The following is a 20800-nucleotide window of genomic DNA, read 5'->3' as shown; positions in this document are numbered from 1 at the left end:
ACAACGACTCGTTCAACTGGCAGAAAGTCTTTCGTCGCTGCTTGATGCGCCACATGCTCAGGATGACAGTTCCGGTTCCGCAATTTCACTACTCCCTATCGTTTGGCACAGCTCTACCAACACGCCGGCAGCGCTTTTCGGGTGCACAAAGCAAACGAGCTTGTTGTCGGCACCGCGCTTGGGTTCCTCATTGAGCAGTACGAAGCCCTCGGCCCGCAGCCGCGCCATCTCGGTCCGAATATCATCTACTTCAAACGCCACATGGTGAATGCCTTCGGGCTTTTTAAGCAGGTACTTGGTGATGGCACTATCAGCAGAAGTACCGGCTAGCAGCTCAATTTTGGACCCGCCTACTTTAAAAAACACGGTATCTACGGCTTCGCTGGCTACATGCTCTTGCTTGTAGGGTGCCACGCCGAGCAGCGTGGTATAAAGGGCCGTGGCCGCTTCCAGGTCGTGGACGGCCAAGCCCAAATGTTCGAGGTTTGTGAGCATAGGTGGTTGTAAGAAGGAGCCATAGAAGGCTTCTATAGCAGTATTAGGATTATAGAGACATTTCTACTGACAAAGTAAAACCTCTTTAGTAGTTTTGCTGTTCTAGATGCGAATGATTCTCCGCTGAACTCACTGACTCCGAGCCATGCTCAAGCTACCTATCTACCTCGACAACAACGCCACTACCCCTCTCGACCCGCGGGTGCTGGATGCCATGATACCGTTCTTCACAGAAGTATACGGCAATGCGGCGTCTCGCAATCACCCCTTTGGTTGGGCCGCGGAAGAAGGCGTGGACTACGCCCGCGAGCAAATCGCGCAATTGATTCACTGTGACCCAAAGGAAATTATTTTCACTTCGGGCGCCACAGAGTCGGACAACCTGGCTATTAAGGGTGTGTTCGAGATGTATTCTCAGAAGGGCAACCACGTTATCACGGCTACCACCGAGCACAAAGCCGTGCTCGACACCTGCAAGCACATCGAAAAGCTAGGCGGCAGGGTTACCTACCTGCCCGTGAACGAGCAAGGCCTGATTAGCCTAGAAGACCTGGAAGCCGCCATGACACCTGAAACGATTCTGGTGACTATCATGTACGGCAACAACGAAACCGGCACCATCCAGCCCATCCAGGAAATTGCCAAGATTGCCCACAAGCACGGCGCGCTGTTCATGACCGACGGTACGCAGGCAGTAGGCAAGATTCCCGTAGACGTTATCGCCGATGGCATCGACCTGATGGCTTTCACGGCTCACAAAATGTATGGCCCCAAAGGGGTAGGCGCATTGTACGTGCGGCGTAAGTCGCCTCGCGTGAAGGTGACGGCCCAAATGGACGGCGGCGGCCACGAGCGCGGCATGCGCTCTGGCACGTTGAACGTACCCGGCATCGTAGGTTTTGGCAAGGCTTGTGAACTGGCCCGCCTCGAAATGGCACAGGACGCAGAGCGCCTAAGCAAGCTACGTGACCACCTCGAAAAAGAATTGCTGACACTGGAAGAAAGCTATGTAAACGGTTCGGTGGAACGCCGTCTACCTCACGTAGCCAACATTAGCTTCAAGTATGTAGAAGGCGAAGGCCTGATGATGGGCGTGAAGGACTTGGCGGTATCGTCGGGTTCGGCTTGTACGTCGGCCTCGTTGGAGCCCAGCTACGTGCTGAAGGCCCTAGGCCTGAGCGACGACCTGGCACACTCCTCACTACGCTTTGGTCTGTCGCGCTTCACCACCGACGAGCAAATTGAATACGCTATCGGCCATGTAAAAGAAGCCGTAACCAAGCTCCGCGAAATGTCGCCGCTGTGGGAGATGCACAAAGAAGGCATCGACCTCAGCTCCATTGAGTGGGCAGAACACTAGAATCAATTAAAAATTGAGAATTAAAAATTAAAAGGCGGTTCGCTATTATAGTCCTCTTTTGATTTGAAACTCAATTTTCTAATTCTTAATTTTTAATTCTTAATTGACAACGTCATGGCTTACTCTGATAAAGTAATTGACCACTACAGCAACCCCCGCAACGTGGGCACGCTGGACAAAAGCAAAAAAACTGTAGGTACTGGCCTGGTAGGCGCTCCTGAGTGCGGCGACGTAATGCGCCTGCAAATCGAGGTAGACGAAGCCACCAACACCATCACCGACGCCAAATTCAAGACGTTTGGCTGCGGCTCGGCTATTGCTTCTTCGTCGCTGGCAACGGAATGGCTGAAAGGCAAAACCGTGGATGAGGCCTTGGCTATCGACAACATGGAGATTGTGGAAGAGTTGGCCCTGCCGCCCGTGAAAATTCACTGCTCGGTACTGGCAGAAGACGCTATTAAAATGGCCATTTCGGACTACCGCGTGAAGAACGGTTTGCCCGCTCTGGAGATGGAGAAGTCGCACCACTAAGTTAGCTCCGGTCCTACCGGGTGCATAACGTTGTAGAGGGTAGGAAGCAGCTGAAATAGTTGGTGCTTCCTACCTTTTATTATTTAGAAACGTATCAGATAAACTAAACCTTTCAGGGTGTACTTTTGTAATAGAAATGGCCACATCGGCTAGCTTCGCTTACCCCTACCCTTACTGCCATGATTACTGTTTCTGACAAGGCAAAAGATAAAATCGAACGTCTCATGCGCGATGCCGAACTTGATGCGACCTACCGGTTGCGTGCGTCGGTGGCAGGCGGCGGCTGCTCGGGCCTGTCCTACAAGCTAGACTTTGACAACGAGGTGAAGCCCATGGACCAGGAGTTTGAAGACAAAGGCGTCCGGGTAGTAGTAGACATGAAAAGCTTCCTTTACCTAGCCGGCACTGAACTTGATTTCTCGGATGGGCTAAACGGCAAAGGCTTCTATTTTGACAACCCTAATGCCAGCCGTACCTGCGGCTGCGGCGAAAGCTTCTCTGTATAAAAATACGATTTCGCACAAAAAAGGCCCTAGCTCTTTTGAGAGTTAGGGCCTTTTTTATGACACTATTTGTTGGTTGGAAATAACCCAATCTATTCGAACATTATACGACATGGCATTTTTCGAGACACACCATTGCAACTATCGCCTACAAAGCAGGCTCCTAGCGGTATGAAAAAGACGCTACTATTGTTCTCGGCCACAGCCCTACTCTCTTCTGCTACTTGCAGCCAAAAGGACAATGATCCAGAGCCCGAACCCGCTATTGAACCCACTCCTCTTTGTCTACTCGTGCCGGATGCGGGCCTCTGTAATGCTGCCTTTGTGCGCTACTACTTCGATCCGCGAGAAAAGAAGTGTAAGGCGTTTACCTGGGGCGGCTGTGGCGGGATAGTACCCTTCAACACGCTACAAGAGTGCAAGGATTGCGGCTGCAAGTAAAGAGTACATCTTCCCACAGTGCTTTAGCAAGCCAGAAGCGCATTGTGCGGGTCTACTAGCTGCATCTGGAAAACCAGCTATTTCTCTCTAAACATAAAAAAGGCCTGGACATTGAGGCTTTTTGCTATCATTATGACCATCTATCGTTCCTCCTACTCTATTCAATGGGAGCAACTTAATGGGAGCAACCGCTGCTCGCCCTGTTTCTTTTTTGTGTATCAGCGCCTCTACTAGAGGAGTTGATCTTCCGTGGCGTTATGCTAACGGGTCTGCTGCGTAATTATCGACCTTGGGTAGCTATTAGCCAGTCGGCTTTGTTGTTTGGGCTAATGCATATGAATCCAGCGCAAATAGTAGGAGCCGGCCTGATAGGGTTGCTATTTGGTTGGTTGTATTACCGAACCAGGTCACTAAGTCTATGCATTGTAGCGCATATGCTTAATAACCTACTAGCCTTCCTTGCGATGACAGACACCGACCTCAGCAAGAAGGAAACGATGCGAGAAGTATTTGGGGCAGATCTTCTATCTGGACTGGCCTTATTGATAAGCGCTCTTCTAGTCGTGCTCATTGTTTGGCAAATCCACAAACGCACGCGGACCTGTGAAGACCTAAGCGTACCCGCTGCCGTATAACTTTTTCAACGTAAGCACAGAGGCCCGCACAATCAGTAGATGTGCGGGCCTTTTATCTATTTAAAGTAAGCTACTACTTGGTTCAGATTGGTTTCTCAGATACATAGCCTGACTTATATAGTAGCTATAGAGCTTATGCAGAAGAAATACAGCGGGATAGTACCGTGTGTTTCTGTACCAGAAACTTGAGCGAGTATCCGCACTTGTGCTTATAGATGGCGCTCCTGAAAAGCAAAACCCCGTTTTCAAGCTGAAAACGGGGTTTCATGCAGAGAGGATGGGATTCGAACCCACGATAACCTTTTGGGCTATACACACTTTCCAGGCGTGCTCCTTCGACCACTCGGACACCTCTCTAGGGCTAATGGTGGCGCAAAGAAACGCGGCTTTTACCAGAAACGCAAACCTTTCGGCATGTTGCGCTTTGCGTGCTGCCCGATGTAAGGAGTAAAGGGCTTGCTTTTCATTCCACATTCACACCGTAGAACGCCATGCAGCTACTCCTCCCAGTTGGAAATTTCGCCGCGCAGGTCACGGGCCAGCAGGCGGCGCGTGGTAGGGGCATCCTGGTTTAGGCCCAGTACAAACATGAGCTTCGCTACGGCCGCTTCGGTGGTGATATCATCGCCGCCAATGATGCCTAGGTCGCGCAGGTGGGCGCTGGTTTCGTAGCGGCCTTGCTGCACGCGGCCTTCGTCGCACTGGCTTACATTGAGAATATGCAAGCCCCGATCCAGAGCTTCGCGTAGGGCAGTAGTAAACCACGAAGCGGTGGGCGCATTGCCCGAGCCAAAGGTTTCGAGTACACAGCCGCGTAGATTGTCGATAGCCAAGATACCGCGCACGGCCTGTTCGCTGATGCCCGGAAACAGCTTTAGGATTACCACCCGCTCGTCGAGGTGTTGGTGAAACTTACGAGGCAACGCTGATAGGGGTCGGATGGCGGCATCATTAAACTCCAGGTCAATGCCGGCGCGCACCAGCGGCGGGTGATTTTCGCTTTTAAAGGCGTCGAAATGGCCGCTTTCTACCTTCTTCGCACGGTTGCCGCGCAGCAGCACATTATGGAAATAGATACACACTTCGGGAATACGGGCCGCCTCAGTGGTTTTGTGACGGGCCGAGGCCAGTTGCAACGCCGTAAGCAGGTTTTTGCGGGCATCAGTGCGGATGCGGCCGATGGGCAATTGTGCCCCGGTGAAGATGACGGGTTTGGTTAGGTTTTCCAGCATAAAGCTCAGCGCAGAGGCCGAGTAGGCCATTGTATCGGTGCCATGCAGAATCACAAAGCCATCGTATTCGTCGTAGCTGTGGGTGATGATGTGTACCAGATCGGCCCACACCGTAGGGGTCACGTTGGAAGAATCGATGGGTGTGGGGAGGCTGTGCACCGTCAGGCGCATCCGAAACTGGCGCAGTTCCGGAAGATTGCCCATAATGCTGGCAAACTTCATGGGCACCAGCGACCCATCGTCGTCGTAGGCCATGCCTACGGTGCCGCCAGTGTAAATCAGAAGTACCGAAACCTCGGGCGTGGCCGGCGCAGCCGTATCAATGTTGAAGTAAGAAGAGTCCAAAGGCGAGAGAGAGTAGCGCGGAGCCAGCCACACAATCGTGCAGCCGAATCGGCAAGCTAGCAGTCAATCGGCACTTTCCCTAGTCTGCTATTCTTTTGGTCTACCCTAACTGCAACAACATACCCCTTACACAGTGCTCGACGCTACAAGCTGAACAGTGTCTGGGCATTTCGGGTAGTAGCCTCGGCTACTTCTGCCACCTCTTTGCCTAGCAACTCGGCCACCCGACGCGCTATAAGCGGTAGGTAGGCTGGCTCGTTGCGCTTGCCGCGGTGCGGCACTGGTGCCAGGTAGGGGCAGTCAGTTTCCAACAAGAGGTGCTCCAGATCCAGGCCGGGCAGCACCTTGTCGGCGCCCCCGTTTTTGAAGGTAGCTACGCCGCCTATACCCAGCTTGAAACCCAGCGCAATGGCGCGGTCGGCCTCGGCAGGGCTTCCCGAAAAGCAGTGAAACACACCGCGCAGCGTACCATCCTGAGCAGCTTCGATAAGGTCGGCAGTTTCCTGAAAGGCGTCGCGGGTGTGCAGCACCAAGGGCAGGTTGTGCTTTTTAGCCAGGTCGATCTGAACGCGCAGGGCTTCCTGTTGCTGGGCAAAGTAGGTTTTGTCCCAGTGCAGATCGAGGCCGCACTCTCCTACCGCCGCAAACGGCCGTTTGTTCAGCCACTCCTCCACGGCGTACAGTTCACGCTCGAAGTGCTGATCTACAGAGGTAGGGTGCAGCCCCATCATGGCAAAGCACTGCTGCGGAAACCGGGCTTCCGTTTCAAGCATACTATCTAGGGTAGTATGGTCGATGGCGGGCATAACGATGGTAGTTACGCCGGCCTCGAAGGCCCGGTGCAGCATCTCGTCGCGGTCGGGCTTGAACTGCTCGGAGTAGACATGGGCGTGAGAATCGGTGAGGTGCACGATGGAAGGAAATAAAGCGTGAGATGGGAAGCAACGAAGTGCAAAGGTAGAGCATCCTGCCTACCCTCCTCACTCACTCACTCACTCACTCACTCACTCACTCACTCACTCACTCACTCACTCACTCACTCACAGGCTTCAGTACCTCGTGCAAATCGGGCAGCCGCCGCCCTATCTGGGCCAGAATATCGTTTGAGAGAGGCACTTGCACGCCGTAGCGCGTCAGCATGTAGCGCACCAGTGCCGTAAGACCCTGTATTTCTGCTGTTAAGTGTGTCTGGATGGTCTGCCACTGCAACTCACCCGCAGCGCCGTGGGTTCGGCATTGGTGGCGTACTACAATCGTGTGGCTCACCACGGCGGCTAGTTGTTCCAGCATACGCTGCTCGTCCTCGCTGAGCATACGGGGCTGAGAGTCGATGATGCACAGCGTGCCGATGTTGCGCTGATCGGGCATTCGCAATGGAGCGGCCGCGTAGAAGGCTACCTGGCTATGATAGGCTGCCTGAGCTGCCTGCTCTGTGATGAACGGCTCTTTCTCAGTCGATAAATCTTTGTAGACTATTGCCTTATCGTGTAAAATAACTGTAGAGCACAGCGCTTCCTGCCGCGACTGCATATCGTTGCCCGGCATACCGTAATTGGCGATGTACTGCACCTCTGTTTCATCAACAAGGGCAATTAGGGAAATAGGGAGGCTGAACACACGTGCCGTTAGCGCCACCAATCCGTCAAATGCCTTCTCATCCAGAGAATGAAGAATATCATAATGCCGGAGCGTGGCAATGCGGGCAGCATCGTCTGGCGGAATCAGGAAAGGAGAAATAGCTAGCATAGTGATGATATAATTACCTGGTAACAAGATATTTGTATCCGATTGATTTTTAACTGTTTTCCGGATACAATCAAACATTATCTTCGCGTAGCACCATCCGGATGCTTTTACTAGCAGGCGCCGTGGTATTTGCCGGCACTAGTCCGCAGTATTGTAGTAGTAGCCAGCCGCGTATTGCACCGGCACCATATCCCGCGCTGGCCGTAGGCTAGGACCGACTAAAAAAAGCCGGCCCGCTATCTGCGGGCCGGCTTCGTTTTGCGTAGGCTGGCGGTTTAGTACCCAGGGTTTTGGGGTACATTCCAGCTCTGCACTTCCGTTAGGGGAATGGGCAGCAGGGGCATGGGGTTTACCGACGCCTCCGTGGTGACGTGCGACGCGGCACGCGCCCGCACGTCGGCGGGCAGCACACCCAGGTAGCGACCCGTGCGCACCAGGTCCCAGAAACGTAGCGACTCCTCGCCAAACTCTACCCGGCGCTCGTGCCAAATAGCCGTTAGCAGCGCCTGGCCCGACAAGCCCGGCGATAGGTCGGGTAGGGTGCCGGAGGGCGTGTTGGCGGGGGCATAGGTGAGGGTACCCAGGGTAGTACCCGGCGGGCGCGTCGACATGCGGGCGCGCTGCCGCACCTGGTTGACCAGGGCCACGGCCTCGGCGGGTTTGTTGAGCTGGGCAGCAGCCTCCGCCTTCATCAGCAAGATGTCGGAATAGCGCAGCTTGCGGATGTTCTGGGGTCCCGACTCTGGGGCAGCGGGGGCAATGATGGCGGCCTTGCGGTTGAAGTAGCCAGTGGCATTCTGCGTGAGGTCGACCTTGTTGAGGATGCCCAGCACAATGTCGCCGTCCTTGATAACGGTTACTTCAAGACGTGGGTCGTTGTCCTCAAACTCATTGACCAGATCTTGGGTAGGGTTGTTGAACCCATAGCCAAACGTGTTGCGGTTGTTCTGGAAAATATTGCTGGTGGTGCCCACCGAAATGGGACCGTAGCCGAAGTTGGAGGTACCAAACTGAATTTCGAACAACGACTCGCTGCTGTTCTCGCCAATATCCTGGTGGATGGCGGCGTAGTTGGGCAGCAGGCTGTACTGGTTCGATGAGATGATGGTACTGGTGATGTCGTACACCTCCTGCCAAGTGTGGTTGTTGCCATTCACAGTGCCCAGCTGGTACATGATAGCGCGGGCCAGATAGCCATTGGCAGCACCTTTGGTGGCCCGGCCCAGATCGGCGGCTGGGTAGGCACTCTTTTCGGGCAGCAAGGCGGCGGCGGCTTTCAGGTCTTTCTCAATGAAAGCGTACGTCTCGGCAATGGTAGCCCGGCGCACGTTGGCGGCTTCAGCAGGAGCGACACTCTTTTCAAAGAGCGGCACCCCGCCTACCCCCTTCACCAAGTTGAAATAGAAGTATGCCCGTAGAAACAGCGCTTCGCCCTTCAACCGCGCTTTTAGGGCGTCATCGATGGTGCCCGCGTCAACGTTGTTAATCACCGTGTTGGCCCGGGCAATGCCCGTGAAGCTATGCACCCAGAGTGTGGTCACGGTCTGGTTGGAGGCCGAAATATTCCAGGTTTTGAGTTCGATGAGGGGGAGAAAGTCGCTGGGCGAGCTACCGCCTTTCGCGGCATCATCAGTCATCAGGTCCCCAAACATCCACTCGTAAGTCTGGGCCACGTACTGGCCGGCTGGGTCGCCCCACTTAGGGCCCTGGTCCCAGGCCGTCACATCGTACACGGCATTGATGGCCTGCACAGCATTAGTCGGGTCTTTGAAAAGGTTGTCTTGGGTAGTGGTGCCCAGGGGATCTTTATCCAAGAAATCTTGGCAACCTGACACCAGCACCGTGAGGGCGGCCATGGTCAGGGCGGGGAGTATATGGGAAATTTTCATCGTATTGTAAGGGTAGTAAACTGCTTAAAACTGCACATTGAAGCCCAGGCGGTAGGTGCGCGCCTGTGGATAGTTGCCGTAGTCCACACCATAAGCCAAGGGGTTGTTGTAGAAAGCCGAGGTCGAAATCTCGGGGTCATAGCCCGTATATTTGGTGAGGGTAAACACGTTGTCAACTGAGGCAAACACCCGCGCACCGCGCACTTTCACCTTGCTGAGAAAAGCCTGGGGTAGCGTGTATCCCAGTTCCATGTTACGGGCGCGCAGGTAGCTGGCGTCCTCCACATAGCGGCTGCTGAATCGGTCGTTGCCGTTAGTATCGGCCGAGGTGACGCGGGGCTGGTTGCTGTTGGGGTTGCTGGGCGTCCAGCGGTCCATTCGGCTCGCGTAGAAGTTGCTCCACACGCCCACAAAGTCCGCCGATTTATTCAGGTTAAAGCCCGCGCCATTGATGGCTTCGGCACCTTGCACCCCGTAGAACAGCACTTTGAAATCGAAGCCCGAGTAGCTCAGGTTGAGCGAGGCACCGTAGGTGAAGTTGGGCGTGCCACTACCCAGGTAAGTGTTGTCGGCGGCCGTGATGGCGCCGTCGCCGTTCTTGTCCACATAGCGCACGTCGCCGGGTTTGGCGCCCGGCTGCACCAACGCGCCGTCTGCATTGCGGTAGGCATCAATCTCGCCCTGCGAGTGAAACACACCCTGGGCCTGTAAGCCGTAGAAGTAGGCTATTTCGCGGCCCACGTCGGTGAGGGTCACGTTGCCGATTTGCGGGAGCACGTTGCCGCTGGCAATGGCGTTGCCGCCACCCAGGCTGGTTACTTCATTGTTGATTTTGGTGAAGTTAACGCCCACGTTGTACTGGAGCTTGCCTATCTCGTTACGATAGTTCAGCGCCAACTCCAGGCCGCGGTTGCGCAGCGAGCCTACGTTGGCGGGAGCAGGGGCCTGGCCCACGTAGTCGGGCACCGGCAGTAGGGCAATCATGTCGCGGGTGCGGCGGTCAAAGTAGTCGGCCGTCAAGGTCAGCTGGCTATTGAAAAGCTCCGCATCAAGTCCTACATCCGTTGTGATGGCCGTTTCCCACTTCAAATCTGGGTTGTTGATCTGCGTAATGGCCAAACCAGGAGCGGGCGTTCCGTTGAAAATGTAGGTCTGGTTGTTGTTCGCTACCGAAGCGTAGCCATAGTTGGGAGCAGCGTTCTGGTTGCCTACCTGGCCGTAGCTGGCCCGCAGCTTCAGCACCGATAGGTAGTTCACGTTCTTCAGAAACTCCTCGTTGGAGATGTTCCAGGCAGCGCCCACCGACGGGAATATGCCCGTGCGCACTGGTCCGAGGAACTTCGAGGTCTGGTCGAAGCGCAACGTACCCGTCACCAGGTAACGGTCCCGGAAGTTGTAGTTGGCCCGGCCGAAGTAGGAGAACAGGCTTCCGTCGTACTGGGTGCTGCGCACCACGTTATCGGCGCTACGCGAGGCCGATATGTATTGCAGGCTGGCAGTGGCCGGCACGTTGTAGGCCGTGATGGATATACCATTGCCGTAACCGCGCTGCGCCTCTTGGCCCAAGGTAGCCGAGAAGGTGCTGTTGTCGGCGAAGGTCTTGTTGTAGTTGGCGTAGTTCGACCATACCCACGACACGTTCTCGGTGCGTGTTTCAATGAGCTGGCTTGGGGTGCGCTGGTCTACTGGACCGATGTAGTATTGCGGCAGGTACTGCTTGGGGTGGTTGTTGAAGTAGTTGATGCCAAACGTGGAACGAAACGACAGGCCCTTGAACAACTCAATATCTAAGTAGCTGCTGCTAAACAGGTTGTTGTTCTGCACCTTGTTGAACTGCTGCTCGTCGAGGTAGCGCGGCACGTTCAGCGCGTTGCGCGTGATAACGTCTTCCGTGTAGCTGCCGTTGGGCCCAAATGGGTTGATGATCGGGTTCACTTGCAGCGCGTATTGCAGCACCTGGTAGGGCTGCGAGCCGCCCTGACCATCGCCGCTACCCGTCTGGTTGTTGTTGGTGAACGTGGCCGCCACACCCGCCTTGATGTGCTTGGTGAGCACCACGTCGTCGTTCACCCGAATCACGTACTTCTTGAAGCCCGAATTCTTGATAATACCGTTTTGCTGGAAGTAGCTGCCGCTCACCAGGTAGCGGTTTTGCTCAGAACCACCCGAGGCCGACAGGCTGTAGTTGGTAATCAAACCCTTCTGCGTTATCAAATCCTGATAATCAACCCCCTTGGCGTTGGTCTGAATAGCCTCTTGCAGCTGCGGACCGTAGTTGGGTAGCGGTATGCCGCCGTTGGCGTAGGCCTCCGTCACGAGCGTTGCGTACTGGGCAGCAGTGGTAAGAGGTAGGGTGCGCCGAATCTCCTGAAAGCCCGTGTAACCCGACAGGTTAAACTGCGTGGCCCCGGCCTTGCCATGCTTGGTGGTGATGAGCACCACGCCGTTGGCCCCGCGCGAGCCGTAGATGGCCGTGGCCGAGGCATCCTTCAGAATCTCAGTCGATTCAATATCAGCGGGCAGCAGAAAGCCGATGTCGGACGTCTGGATGCCGTCCACCACGTACAGCGGGTCGGCGTTGTTGATGGTGCCTACCCCCCGCACCCGGATGCGGGTGCCCGAGCCGGGTTGGCCGCTGTTGGAGGTTACCTCCACACCCGCCACGCGGCCTTGCAGGGCCTGCACGGGGTTGGAAGTAGCTACTTGGGTCAGCTGCGCGCTGCTCACCGAAGCCACAGAACCCGTCAGGTCGCTCTTGCGTGCTGTGCCGTAACCAATTACGACCACGTTTTCCATCTCCTGGGCGCTTTCGCTCAGTGTCACGCTCAGGCTACTCGTCGCACCGTTCACTGGCACTTCCTGGCGTGTGTAGCCCACAAAGCTGAAGACCAGTACGCTGTTCTCAGGTACTACTAGGGTAAAGGCCCCATTGCCATCGGTGCTGGTGCCCGTGGTGGTGCCCTTCACCACCACCGATACGCCGGGCAGCACACCGCCTTTGCTGTCAAGTACTTTACCAGACACCGGCACATCGGCACGCAACGGCACAGAAACGATGAAATCGTTTGCGTTATCGATTGTGTAAAAATCCGAAGAAGTTGTTAGCGCAGGGTTCGTCTCGTATGCGGCATGGGCATGGGCTGTTGCGGAGCCTGCCAGTAGGCACGTAACCAACGCTTGCGCGGAAAGCATTCGGATAGGGTATCGAAAGGGTAATGGAATGGGTAGTAACTTTTTCATAAAGCGTAAGGGGTGAAGTGGGAATGGAAAAAAGCAAACAATAGGGAAGGCTTTTGGAGGCAGTATATCGACTGGGCATACTCAAATCGATTGCAGGAGTCTGCGGCGTGGTTCAGGTGCCTATCAGCCGCAGGTGCGAAAACACACGACGTAGAGGGGATTTGGGTAGGCGTGGCACAACCCGCGCCTACCTGCTTTTCGCTGCGGAGAATCAGGCAACGGATATGTTCTTTGGAGAGTGGGTGGTCTCGTTTGCGATGCAGGTCATTGCCCTCGCACCGGTGCTTGATTACTATGCTGGTAGCGCTCTACTTTGTGACGATAACGCATCGGTTAGGTGCTCACCTGCACACTTAGCATATCCCCGGAGGCTACCTAGCGGGCACCTGTGGCTGGTGCTGTAAATGAGGCCTCCACCACGGTATGCAGAACAGTACAGAACGGTATTCATAACAGTATATTTTTGATGACAAACGATTGTTATTCAATCATTTACTAAACATAGTCAACGATAGAAGTGCAGTAAATTAGTACTTCGTTTACCTACAACGAAAATTTATTTTACTGGAAACAGGATTGTTATAAATGCAATGCTTTGTGATAGGTAATAATCTTGGAATGTTAAAAATAGTGTTTTAGCATTTTATTTAGCACATTGATAATGAGATATTTGCATAATTGAAGCCCGTTAGAATCCAATAGCAGCGGTTACGGGTACTTGGGTAAGCAGCCCACATAAGAGCTAATTCTGGCAGTGGAAGTTCTGCCCAGAGGAGACTAGTTTGGGGTGGGTGCAGCCTTTACTTTTAGCAACAGGGAACCTAGCGCGTAGCCCTGGCCGTAATGCAGCCAAGGAGTATTTTGGACGCCAATCAAGGCTCAACACTTATCTACTCAGCACTCAATATTTCCTACCCTTCCACACAAACGGTACGGGCAATAGCCGGAACACCAGCAAGCAGCCGGCCACCAGCAGCGTATATAGCTCGAAAGCTGGCACCAGCAGCAGCGGTGCCCGACGCCCGGCCCGCCGGTAGCACACATGCGCCAACGTTCCCTGCAACAGTAGTTTGACTACCCATACGCTACATCCGACGGCCGGCCCAGCCAGCCAAAACAGCACTGCCAGCGCCGGATAAAAGCCGCTGTACAGCAATAGATTAGCTTGCAGCCACCACGGCAATTGCTCTACTCCGCGCATCCACCGCCGCCGCTGGTGCAGCAAGGCCGGCAGCGTGGGCTGCGGCAACGACTCGGCCAGTACCTCCGGCCGAAACAGAATGCGGTACCCGAAGTCATGCTGCAATGTGGCCTTGAACAGCGCATAGTCTTCGGTGACGGAAAAGGGTAGCGCTTCGTAGCCGCCAGTGGCCTGGTAGGCGGCGCGGGTCACCAGCATGTTGTTGCCCATGGCCGTCACGGGCACGCCCCAGTCGGACACTACCTGCACTAGCCCCAGGGACATCAGCCAGTCCAAGCCCTGCAACTGGTCGAACAGGCGCGGCCCTTGCACCAGCGTGAGGCCCGTGACGGTGCCTACCCCCGGCGCGGTATGGGCCAGCAGGCCTGTGAGCCAGGTAGGCGGCACGGCAATGTCGGCGTCGGTGATGAAGAAGTAATCAGAGGTAGCGGCGCGGGTGAGGTGAGCCAGTACGTTGGCCTTGCCGCGGGCTGTGCCCAGCGTATCAACAATAGGAAGGCACTGGAAGCTGCCCGTGTAGCCTTGCATAGCAGCCTCGGCCACAGCATGGGTGCGGTCAGTGCTGCCGTCATCACCTACCAGCACTTCTACTAGGTGCGCGGGGTAATGGAGTTGCCGGATGGCTTGCAGGCAGCGACCCAGCGATGCTTCCTCGTTGCGGGCGGCAATCAGGATGCTTACGCGAGGCAACGCATTGGGCAACGGCTGGGGCTGGCTCCCGCGCCGCCACGCCAACGACACCGTAGACACCCCCATCAGCAAAAACCAGAAGACAAAATAGGAAATCAGCCAGATCATATCGTAGTCCAAGTTGCGGAGCAGTAGCAGGATGGTAGTTGGGTTGGTATCGCCGTCGGTTGCTACGCAGTTGCTCTATAAGCTGATTTTTACTGATTGGGTGTGGTACGAATGTTTACCCAGCGCATACCCCTACCCTCATCTACAACGCTTTAAACTGATACCCTCGCTCGGCGAAATATTGCAGGTAGCGCGGCAGCACATAGCGCAGGTTGCGGCTGGCTTTCAGGCTGTCGTGAAATACGACGATGGCACCCGGCCGAGAGTAGCGTAAGGCAGTGCGTAGGCACTGCTCGGGGGCATAAGTGACATCAAAATCGTAGGTTAAGACATCCCACATGATGAGCTGATGCGTGGCAGCCAGGGTGTGAGCCAATGGCCGGGTGATGCGCCCGTAGGGCGGCCGCAGTAGCGGCCGCCCCTCCGCAACAACAGGGGGGGCCAGACTATCGAGCGTTTGCTGGCAGCGTGCTACGTTGGCGAGGTACTCTTCCGTGGGCGTTTTCCAGCCGTTGAGGTGGTGATAGGTGTGGTTGCCAAGCCGATGGCCGCCGGCCAGCACCTGCCGGGCCACGTCGGGGTGGCGCGCTACGTTGTCGCCTACGCAGAAGAAGGTACCCTGCGCTCCTACCCCGGCCAATTGCTCCAGCACAAAGGGCGTTTCATCGGGGATAGGGCCGTCGTCGAAAGTGAGGTAAAGCGTCTTTTCCCCGGCGGCTACTGGCATTCGCCACTGTCCCTGTGGCACCAGACGACGAACCAACGCAGGCATTCGGAATATACGCATAGGCTGTAGTCGTTATTCTAAAGGTAGTACGTTGTCGGTGTATGCGCTCAAGACATGATAGTTAGGTCTCCTCGTTGACTGAGCAAAGATGAAACAAACAGCGCCAGCATCGACGAGCTTCAACAGCTTGTATTCCTGCGCCAATCAACTTATTCACCTCTCCTTATTCGTTCAGCATTTCGCTGAGCGCGGTCCACAGCGCGGCGGCGCTAGCATCCCAGGAGAAGCGACGGGCGTTTTGCAGCCCCTGCGCCACCAGCGTAGCGCGTAGGTTGGCGTTGCCTGCCACCTCGATTAGCGCCGTGGCTAGGCTATCCACAGAAAACGGGTCGGCAAGGCGGGCGGCGGTGCCGGCCACCTCGGGTAGGGAGCTGACGTTGGAGGTGATAACCGGGCAACCACAGGCCTGCGCCTCCACAATAGGGATACCAAAGCCTTCAAAATACGGCACATAGGTGGTAGCCAGCGCGGCGGCATACAGCTGCACCAGCTCGGCATCGGTCACGCGGCCGGTGAGGTGCACATCGTGGCGGTGTTGCAGTTGCTGGTACACCTCGAAGATAGGCCCGGCTTTCCAGGCGGTGCGCCCCACAATGAGCAGCTTCATAGGAGAACCAGTAGCAGTTTTAAACTGGTCGAAGGCGCGCAGCAGATTCACTAGGTTTTTGCGCGGCTGCAACGCGCCCACAAACAGAAAATACGGCTTGCCCGCGCTAAATCGGTCGCGGGTATCCTGCTGCGTAGCCTGGGGCTGGGGTCGAAAGCAGGCATCGGCAGCATTATAGACCACACTGATTTTGGTGGGCGCAATGCCGTATGTCTGCACGATATCCTGGCGCGTAGTCTCCGACACGGCCACCAGCCGCTCCGAAGCACGCGCAAAGCGCGGCACAAAGTATTGGTAATAGCGCCATTCCAGCCCCGACATATTCTCGGGATAGTGCTCAAATGCCAGATCGTGTATCACGGTAAGGCGCGGCACATGGGTAGTTAGGGTAGTGAAGCCGTCGGTACTGAGCAGCGCAGTGGGGCGGTTCATTTTCAGCCACAGCGCCACGGCGCCTTCAAACCAAGCCACAAACAAAAACGGGTGCCGGGCCGGTGGCAATAGCACATGCGGCACCACATTATCGGCAAATAGGTACCGCTCGTCGTAGGGCCGGTCGAAGAGGAAGTGGAACGTATGCTCGGGGTGCGCCACTACGATCCGCTTTAGCACTTCGTAGGTGAAGCGGCCAATGCCCTCCAGCTTGTCACCGGGCAGCAGAAAACGGACGTTAACGGCAATGTTCAAGACTGTATTTGATTTGTGAGTTGCGGAGCGCGGGTTGTGAGTACTTATACGGCTACCAGACGACTGGCAACTCATGACCCGTAACTTCTTTTATTTACGTTGCAACAACTGCCGTAGCTCCGCTACGCGCACATTGCCGGTTAGAAACAGAATCCCGACGTACATGACGCCCGCCAGCCCTGCCTCCAGCCACCACGTATGCAGCCACCAGCGCAGGCCCCACCACACAGCGCACAGCAGCCCAAAGGCCAGCAGCAGCCGCGCCAGTGTAGCCCACGGCACGGCTAACCTGGCCCGGCGTGCCACCAGCCACACATAGCCTCCCGATACGAAAACCGCACACAGCAAGGTATCGGCGGCGGCGGCCAGGGCGCCATATCGCGGAAGCAGCAGCAGGTTCAGGCCAATGTTGAGCACAATGCTACCCGCCACTAGCCAGCTTACGGGACGCTCATGCCCGGTGCTAGTAAGCAGGGTGCTATAAATAGCAAAAAACGCGTGTACCAGCACGTTCAGAAACAGCAGCTTCACGCACCACGTCATACGCAGCAGCTCGGCGGGCGTGCTGCGCGTGAACTGCCAGAACAATACCTCCCCCCGAAACAGCACGAACGCACAGATCAGCAGCAGCGGCACCGTCACGATGCGCTGCCCGAACCAGAGCAAGGTGCGCTGCTCGTCGCGGCGAGCAATGGCGTGAGCAAATTTGGCGAAGAACAGGGGCAGGATCGTCCACAGGTACATCATCACGGCATCCACCCAACGGTAGGCGCCGGCGTAGTAGCCCGCTTCTTTAGCTGATACTAGGCGTTCCAGCATCAGCCCGTCTACGCGTTCGTTGAGGCCGTAGAGCAGCGCAATGAACGCCAGGGGCAGGCTTTCGCGCAGCACCAGCCGCGCGTGGGCTAGGCGCGGACGGTAACGCACGCGGCCGTAGAGTCGCGCCAGCAGCGCGTACAGCACCACAAAGGTGAACAACGCCGCTGCCAGCCGAATCAACACGTAGCCGCTTAGCGTCAGGGCTGCGCCTACCCCCAGCGCGCCCAGCACCAGCAGCATAGCCAAGCCTTTGTCCAGCACCGACAGCACGGCGTCGGTATTGAAACGCTGGTAACCTTGCAGTGCCCCCCGCAGGAAGCCTGTGAATTGCGTGAGCAGCACCACGCTCGCGATAAGCGCCAGCAGGGTAAGCGTGTAGCCCTGATAGCCCAGGAGCGCCCCTGTTGCCACCGTGGCTACCAGAAATAGCCCCGATAGCACCGCTTTGAGCGGTAGCACCGTAGGAAAGTATTCCGTTAGGTAGTCGGGCGTGATGGCGATGCGCTTGGTGGTGTGCTGGGCCAGGCCTAGATCGGCAACCACGGCCGTGATGAGCGCCAGGTTGAGCAAGGCGGCAAACAAGCCGTAGCTGGCGTGCCCTACCCGGTTCTGCACCATGTTTTCGACTACCACCCACCCTGGCTTCACCAGCAGGTTGAGTAGCACTACAAAGCTGATATTTCCGAGGAAGCGTTTGATGAGAAAGAAGGTATAAACCGCAAAAAGTGGCCACTAAGCTACTAAAACAATCTCCAGCGGCGCAGTGGCTAGTGGTATGCACCATCAACTTTCCCTGTATCTTTACCCGGTTTCTACCGTTGCTTTTCTGTTTATCGTTGACCTTTTCCCCTTTCTACCGCAGGTATGGCTGTTCGATCGTATTCACTGTTTGATATATGGCCCATTATAAACCGTTGGAAGCGGCTGGTAGGCGTAGCTGTGGGCTCGGCGCTGGTAGTCAGCCTGATAGTGGCTTTGCTGTTGCCTAATATCTATAAGTCCACGGCCATCTTCTACCCTACTAACCCCGAAACCACGGACCCCGACCGCATTATGGTGGAGGGTAGCCGCCTAGCGCCGGGAGGCCGCGGCGAAGATTTGGACCGCGTTATCACCATCGGCCAGTCGCAGCCCGTTGCGGAGGCTATTATCCGGCGCTTTCATCTCTATGAGCACTATAACGCGGGCACGCCCGGCAACGACAAAGCCGACAACGCGGTGCTACGCGAGTTTACTAACAATATGTCTATTGTGCACAATGAGCGCGATGCTATTGAGCTCACATTCAAGGATGAGGACAAAGTTCTGGCCTCCAACGTAGCGAATGCCCTGGTAGCCATGATTGACTCTGTGAACCAGCAGCTCACCCTTACCAATCGTCGGCGAGTGGTAGAGCTTTACGGGCAGCAGTATGAGGCCATGACGAAATCTTTCACCCAGGCTCGGCAGCAGTTACTAAGCGCCCGGCGACGCTACGGTATCTACGGGCTGGAACAAGAGTCTAAATATTTAGCCAAGGAGATTCTGAAAACCGAGCGGAAGCTCCGTGAGGCGGAGGGCAGCGGCGCCTCGGCAGCTACCATTGCCGGGTTGCGGCGGGCCCTGACCGGCCTTACCCGCGCCGATGGTGGCAACGTGCTCAACCTGGAAAACTACGTGCAGGGCATCGACTCGCTAGAGCTGTTCACTACCCGCACCGAGGACTTGAGCCGGCGCTTGGTGAAAGCGCAGGGCGATTACGAAACTGCCAAAGTATCGTTGGAGAGCCAAGTATCGTCACTTTATATCGTGCAGCCGGCCCTACCTGCTACCAAGCAGGCAGAGCCCGTACGCTGGTTGATTGTGGTATCGGCAGTATTCTTAACGTTTGTGCTGTCGGTGTTGTTGATTGTGCTGCTGGAGCTGTACCGCGCCAACCGCCACCACCTAGTAACCAACTAATAATGATTCGATTGTTGCAGTGGCTACGCCCAGCCGATGAGCTTCAGCGCATCTTTTTGCTGTTTGTGCTGCTGCTTATTGGTGGGGGTGCGCTCATCCCGCTGGCCGATTCGCCGCTGACGTTGCTGCCTGCGGTGGTGGTGTTGGGTGTGGCCGTGCTAGCCATTGAGTGGCGCCTGATTTACTACCTGTTTCTGTTAGTTCTGGCTTTCTCGCGCGAGATTAGTATAGGCGGCGGCTTCAGCATGGATATGCCCTCCGAGCCGCTCATGCTGCTGTTGCTGGGCAGCGTAGCTGTCACGCTCATTTTACAGCCCGACGCCCTACCCCGCCGCGAGGTGCTACACCCACTGGTAATCCTGTTGGGCTTAGGCTACATATGGGCAGGGGCCACCACGCTGTTCTCGGTGGATACGCTGAAATCAGTGAAATTTCTACTGGCCAAAACCTGGTACATTGGACCGTTTTTGTTCGGTACGCTGCTGCTGTTGCGCAATCGAGCTATGGTATGGCGCATCAGCGGGCTATACGTTACAGGGGTTTGCGTTACGGTGGTGTATAGCCTAGTACGCCACGCCACCCGTGGGTTCACCTTTGATAGCATCAACTGGTCAGTAGAGCCCTTTTATTTTAACCACGTGACGTACGCCACGGTGCTGGCGCTGCTGCTCCCATACACGATTTACGGAGCGCGGGCAGCCCGGCAGCGCATTGGGCGCTGGGCTTGGAGCGGGGCGGCCGCTTTGCTGTTTATGGGCTTGCTGGTGACGTACACTCGGGCCTCCCTGCTGTCGGTGCCGATTGCGGGCCTGTACTACTTCGTGTTGCGCTACCGCCTCACGCGCCTAGTACTGCTGGGTACCGTGGTGGGCGCGCTGTCGGCGGTGCTCTATTTTGTGCACGAGAACAACTACATGCTCTACGCGCCCGATTTTGAGAAGACTGTTTTCAATGGTAAGAACTTCAGCAAGCACCTGGAGGCTACCTATAAACTAGAGGACATGTCGGGTATGGAGCGGGTGTACCGTTGGGTAGCCGCTGCCCGCATGATTGACGACAAGCCCCTGACCGGCAGTGGCCCCAGCACTTTCTACCCCGAGTATAAGCGCTACACGGTCTGGAGCTTCCACACTTACGTGAGCGATAACCCCGAGCGCTCTACCACTCACAACTACTTTCTGCTGCTATTAGCTGAGCAGGGCATTCCGGGATTTGTTTTGTTTGCGCTGGTACTAGCCGCTGCACTGCTTCTCTGCGAGCGGCTCTACCATCAAAGCGCCCGCCCCGAAAACCGGCATATCGTACTGGCCGCTAGCTTGTCGCTAGTCATCATCATCTTTCACCTGTTTCTTAACGAGTTGATCGAAGTCGATAAAATCGGCTCGTTCTTTTTCATCGCCCTCGCTATTCTAATTCGGATGCAGACGTGGCTGAGTGGCGAAATAGTGAATGGTGAAACGGTGAGTGGTGAGTGAAAACAGGACTGTCATCCTGAACAGAGCGAAGGACCTTATGACGTGAGAACAAGTCGTTGTTACGCTTA

17 protein-coding genes and 1 tRNA gene are annotated in these 20800 nt (G+C 55.9%); 7 read left to right on the top strand and 11 right to left on the bottom strand.

Annotation, left to right across the window (positions count from 1 at the left end):
• Window positions 1–57: 57 nt before the first annotated feature.
• A complete protein-coding gene (gene mce / locus KYK14_RS16685) occupies window positions 58–495 on the bottom strand; it encodes a methylmalonyl-CoA epimerase (RefSeq protein ID WP_219160411.1) in 438 nt (145 codons plus the stop codon).
• A 145-nt stretch (window positions 496–640) separates the two neighbouring features.
• Between mce and KYK14_RS16680 the strand changes: the two genes are divergently transcribed.
• The 5 genes from KYK14_RS16680 to KYK14_RS22595 all read left to right on the top strand — a co-directional run bounded on the left by KYK14_RS16680 (window position 641) and on the right by KYK14_RS22595 (window position 3965).
• Complete coding sequence (locus KYK14_RS16680; protein WP_185280584.1) at window positions 641–1855, top strand: IscS subfamily cysteine desulfurase; 1215 nt, start codon at window positions 641–643, stop codon at window positions 1853–1855.
• 114 nt (window positions 1856–1969) lie between these two features.
• Window positions 1970–2386, top strand: a complete 417-nt coding sequence (gene iscU, locus KYK14_RS16675; protein ID WP_185280585.1) for a Fe-S cluster assembly scaffold IscU — start codon at window positions 1970–1972, stop codon at window positions 2384–2386.
• 179 nt (window positions 2387–2565) lie between these two features.
• Complete coding sequence (locus KYK14_RS16670) at window positions 2566–2892, top strand: HesB/IscA family protein (protein WP_219160409.1); 327 nt, start codon at window positions 2566–2568, stop codon at window positions 2890–2892.
• A 168-nt stretch (window positions 2893–3060) separates the two neighbouring features.
• Window positions 3061–3330: a BPTI/Kunitz domain-containing protein gene (locus KYK14_RS16665; protein ID WP_185280587.1), complete on the top strand. Its 270-nt coding sequence runs from the start codon at window positions 3061–3063 to the stop codon at window positions 3328–3330.
• Between the two features lie 191 nt (window positions 3331–3521).
• Window positions 3522–3965: a CPBP family intramembrane glutamic endopeptidase gene (locus KYK14_RS22595; RefSeq protein WP_219160415.1), complete on the top strand. Its 444-nt coding sequence runs from the start codon at window positions 3522–3524 to the stop codon at window positions 3963–3965.
• 269 nt (window positions 3966–4234) lie between these two features.
• Here the strand turns inward: KYK14_RS22595 and KYK14_RS16655 are convergent.
• The 10 genes from KYK14_RS16655 to KYK14_RS22500 form a co-directional block, all read right to left on the bottom strand.
• Window positions 4235–4322 (bottom strand) — tRNA-Ser (locus KYK14_RS16655).
• A gap of 140 nt (window positions 4323–4462) precedes the next feature.
• Entirely contained in the window at window positions 4463–5542 is a 1080-nt protein-coding gene (locus tag KYK14_RS16650) for an asparaginase (RefSeq protein WP_243900201.1), read from the bottom strand.
• A gap of 143 nt (window positions 5543–5685) precedes the next feature.
• Window positions 5686–6453 (bottom strand): TatD family hydrolase, encoded by a 768-nt coding sequence (locus tag KYK14_RS16645; protein WP_208307095.1) that lies wholly within the window; start codon window positions 6451–6453, stop codon window positions 5686–5688.
• 121 nt (window positions 6454–6574) lie between these two features.
• The gene (locus tag KYK14_RS16640; RefSeq protein ID WP_219160407.1) at window positions 6575–7288 is read right to left on the bottom strand and encodes a GAF domain-containing protein; all 714 of its coding nucleotides are present in this window, start codon (window positions 7286–7288) and stop codon (window positions 6575–6577) included.
• Between the two features lie 275 nt (window positions 7289–7563).
• The gene (locus KYK14_RS16635; protein ID WP_219160405.1) at window positions 7564–9177 is read right to left on the bottom strand and encodes a RagB/SusD family nutrient uptake outer membrane protein; all 1614 of its coding nucleotides are present in this window, start codon (window positions 9175–9177) and stop codon (window positions 7564–7566) included.
• A 24-nt stretch (window positions 9178–9201) separates the two neighbouring features.
• Window positions 9202–12225 (bottom strand): SusC/RagA family TonB-linked outer membrane protein, encoded by a 3024-nt coding sequence (locus KYK14_RS16630; RefSeq protein WP_219160403.1) that lies wholly within the window; start codon window positions 12223–12225, stop codon window positions 9202–9204.
• A 1093-nt stretch (window positions 12226–13318) separates the two neighbouring features.
• Complete coding sequence (locus tag KYK14_RS16625; protein ID WP_219160401.1) at window positions 13319–14428, bottom strand: glycosyltransferase; 1110 nt, start codon at window positions 14426–14428, stop codon at window positions 13319–13321.
• A gap of 130 nt (window positions 14429–14558) precedes the next feature.
• On the bottom strand, window positions 14559–15203 hold the full coding sequence (locus tag KYK14_RS16620; RefSeq protein ID WP_246601896.1) for a polysaccharide deacetylase family protein: 645 nt from the start codon (window positions 15201–15203) through the stop codon (window positions 14559–14561).
• A gap of 163 nt (window positions 15204–15366) precedes the next feature.
• Window positions 15367–16497, bottom strand: coding sequence for a glycosyltransferase family 4 protein (locus KYK14_RS16615; RefSeq protein WP_219160399.1), 1131 nt, complete (start codon window positions 16495–16497; stop codon window positions 15367–15369).
• Between the two features lie 90 nt (window positions 16498–16587).
• Entirely contained in the window at window positions 16588–17994 is a 1407-nt protein-coding gene (locus tag KYK14_RS22500; protein WP_343217127.1) for an oligosaccharide flippase family protein, read from the bottom strand.
• A 186-nt stretch (window positions 17995–18180) separates the two neighbouring features.
• Between KYK14_RS22500 and KYK14_RS16605 the strand changes: the two genes are divergently transcribed.
• Entirely contained in the window at window positions 18181–19257 is a 1077-nt protein-coding gene (locus KYK14_RS16605) for a GumC domain-containing protein (RefSeq protein ID WP_185280593.1), read from the top strand.
• Window positions 19258–19259: 2 nt separating this feature from the next.
• Window positions 19260–20732, top strand: a complete 1473-nt coding sequence (locus tag KYK14_RS16600; RefSeq protein WP_219160395.1) for an O-antigen ligase family protein — start codon at window positions 19260–19262, stop codon at window positions 20730–20732.
• Window positions 20733–20800 lie beyond the last annotated feature (68 nt).

The organism is Hymenobacter profundi (genome assembly GCF_019334315.1).
GTDB classification, from domain to species: Bacteria; Bacteroidota; Bacteroidia; order Cytophagales; family Hymenobacteraceae; genus Hymenobacter; species Hymenobacter profundi.
Note: the sequence above shows the minus strand (reverse complement) of the source record. Positions and strands in the feature narration are given on the sequence as shown.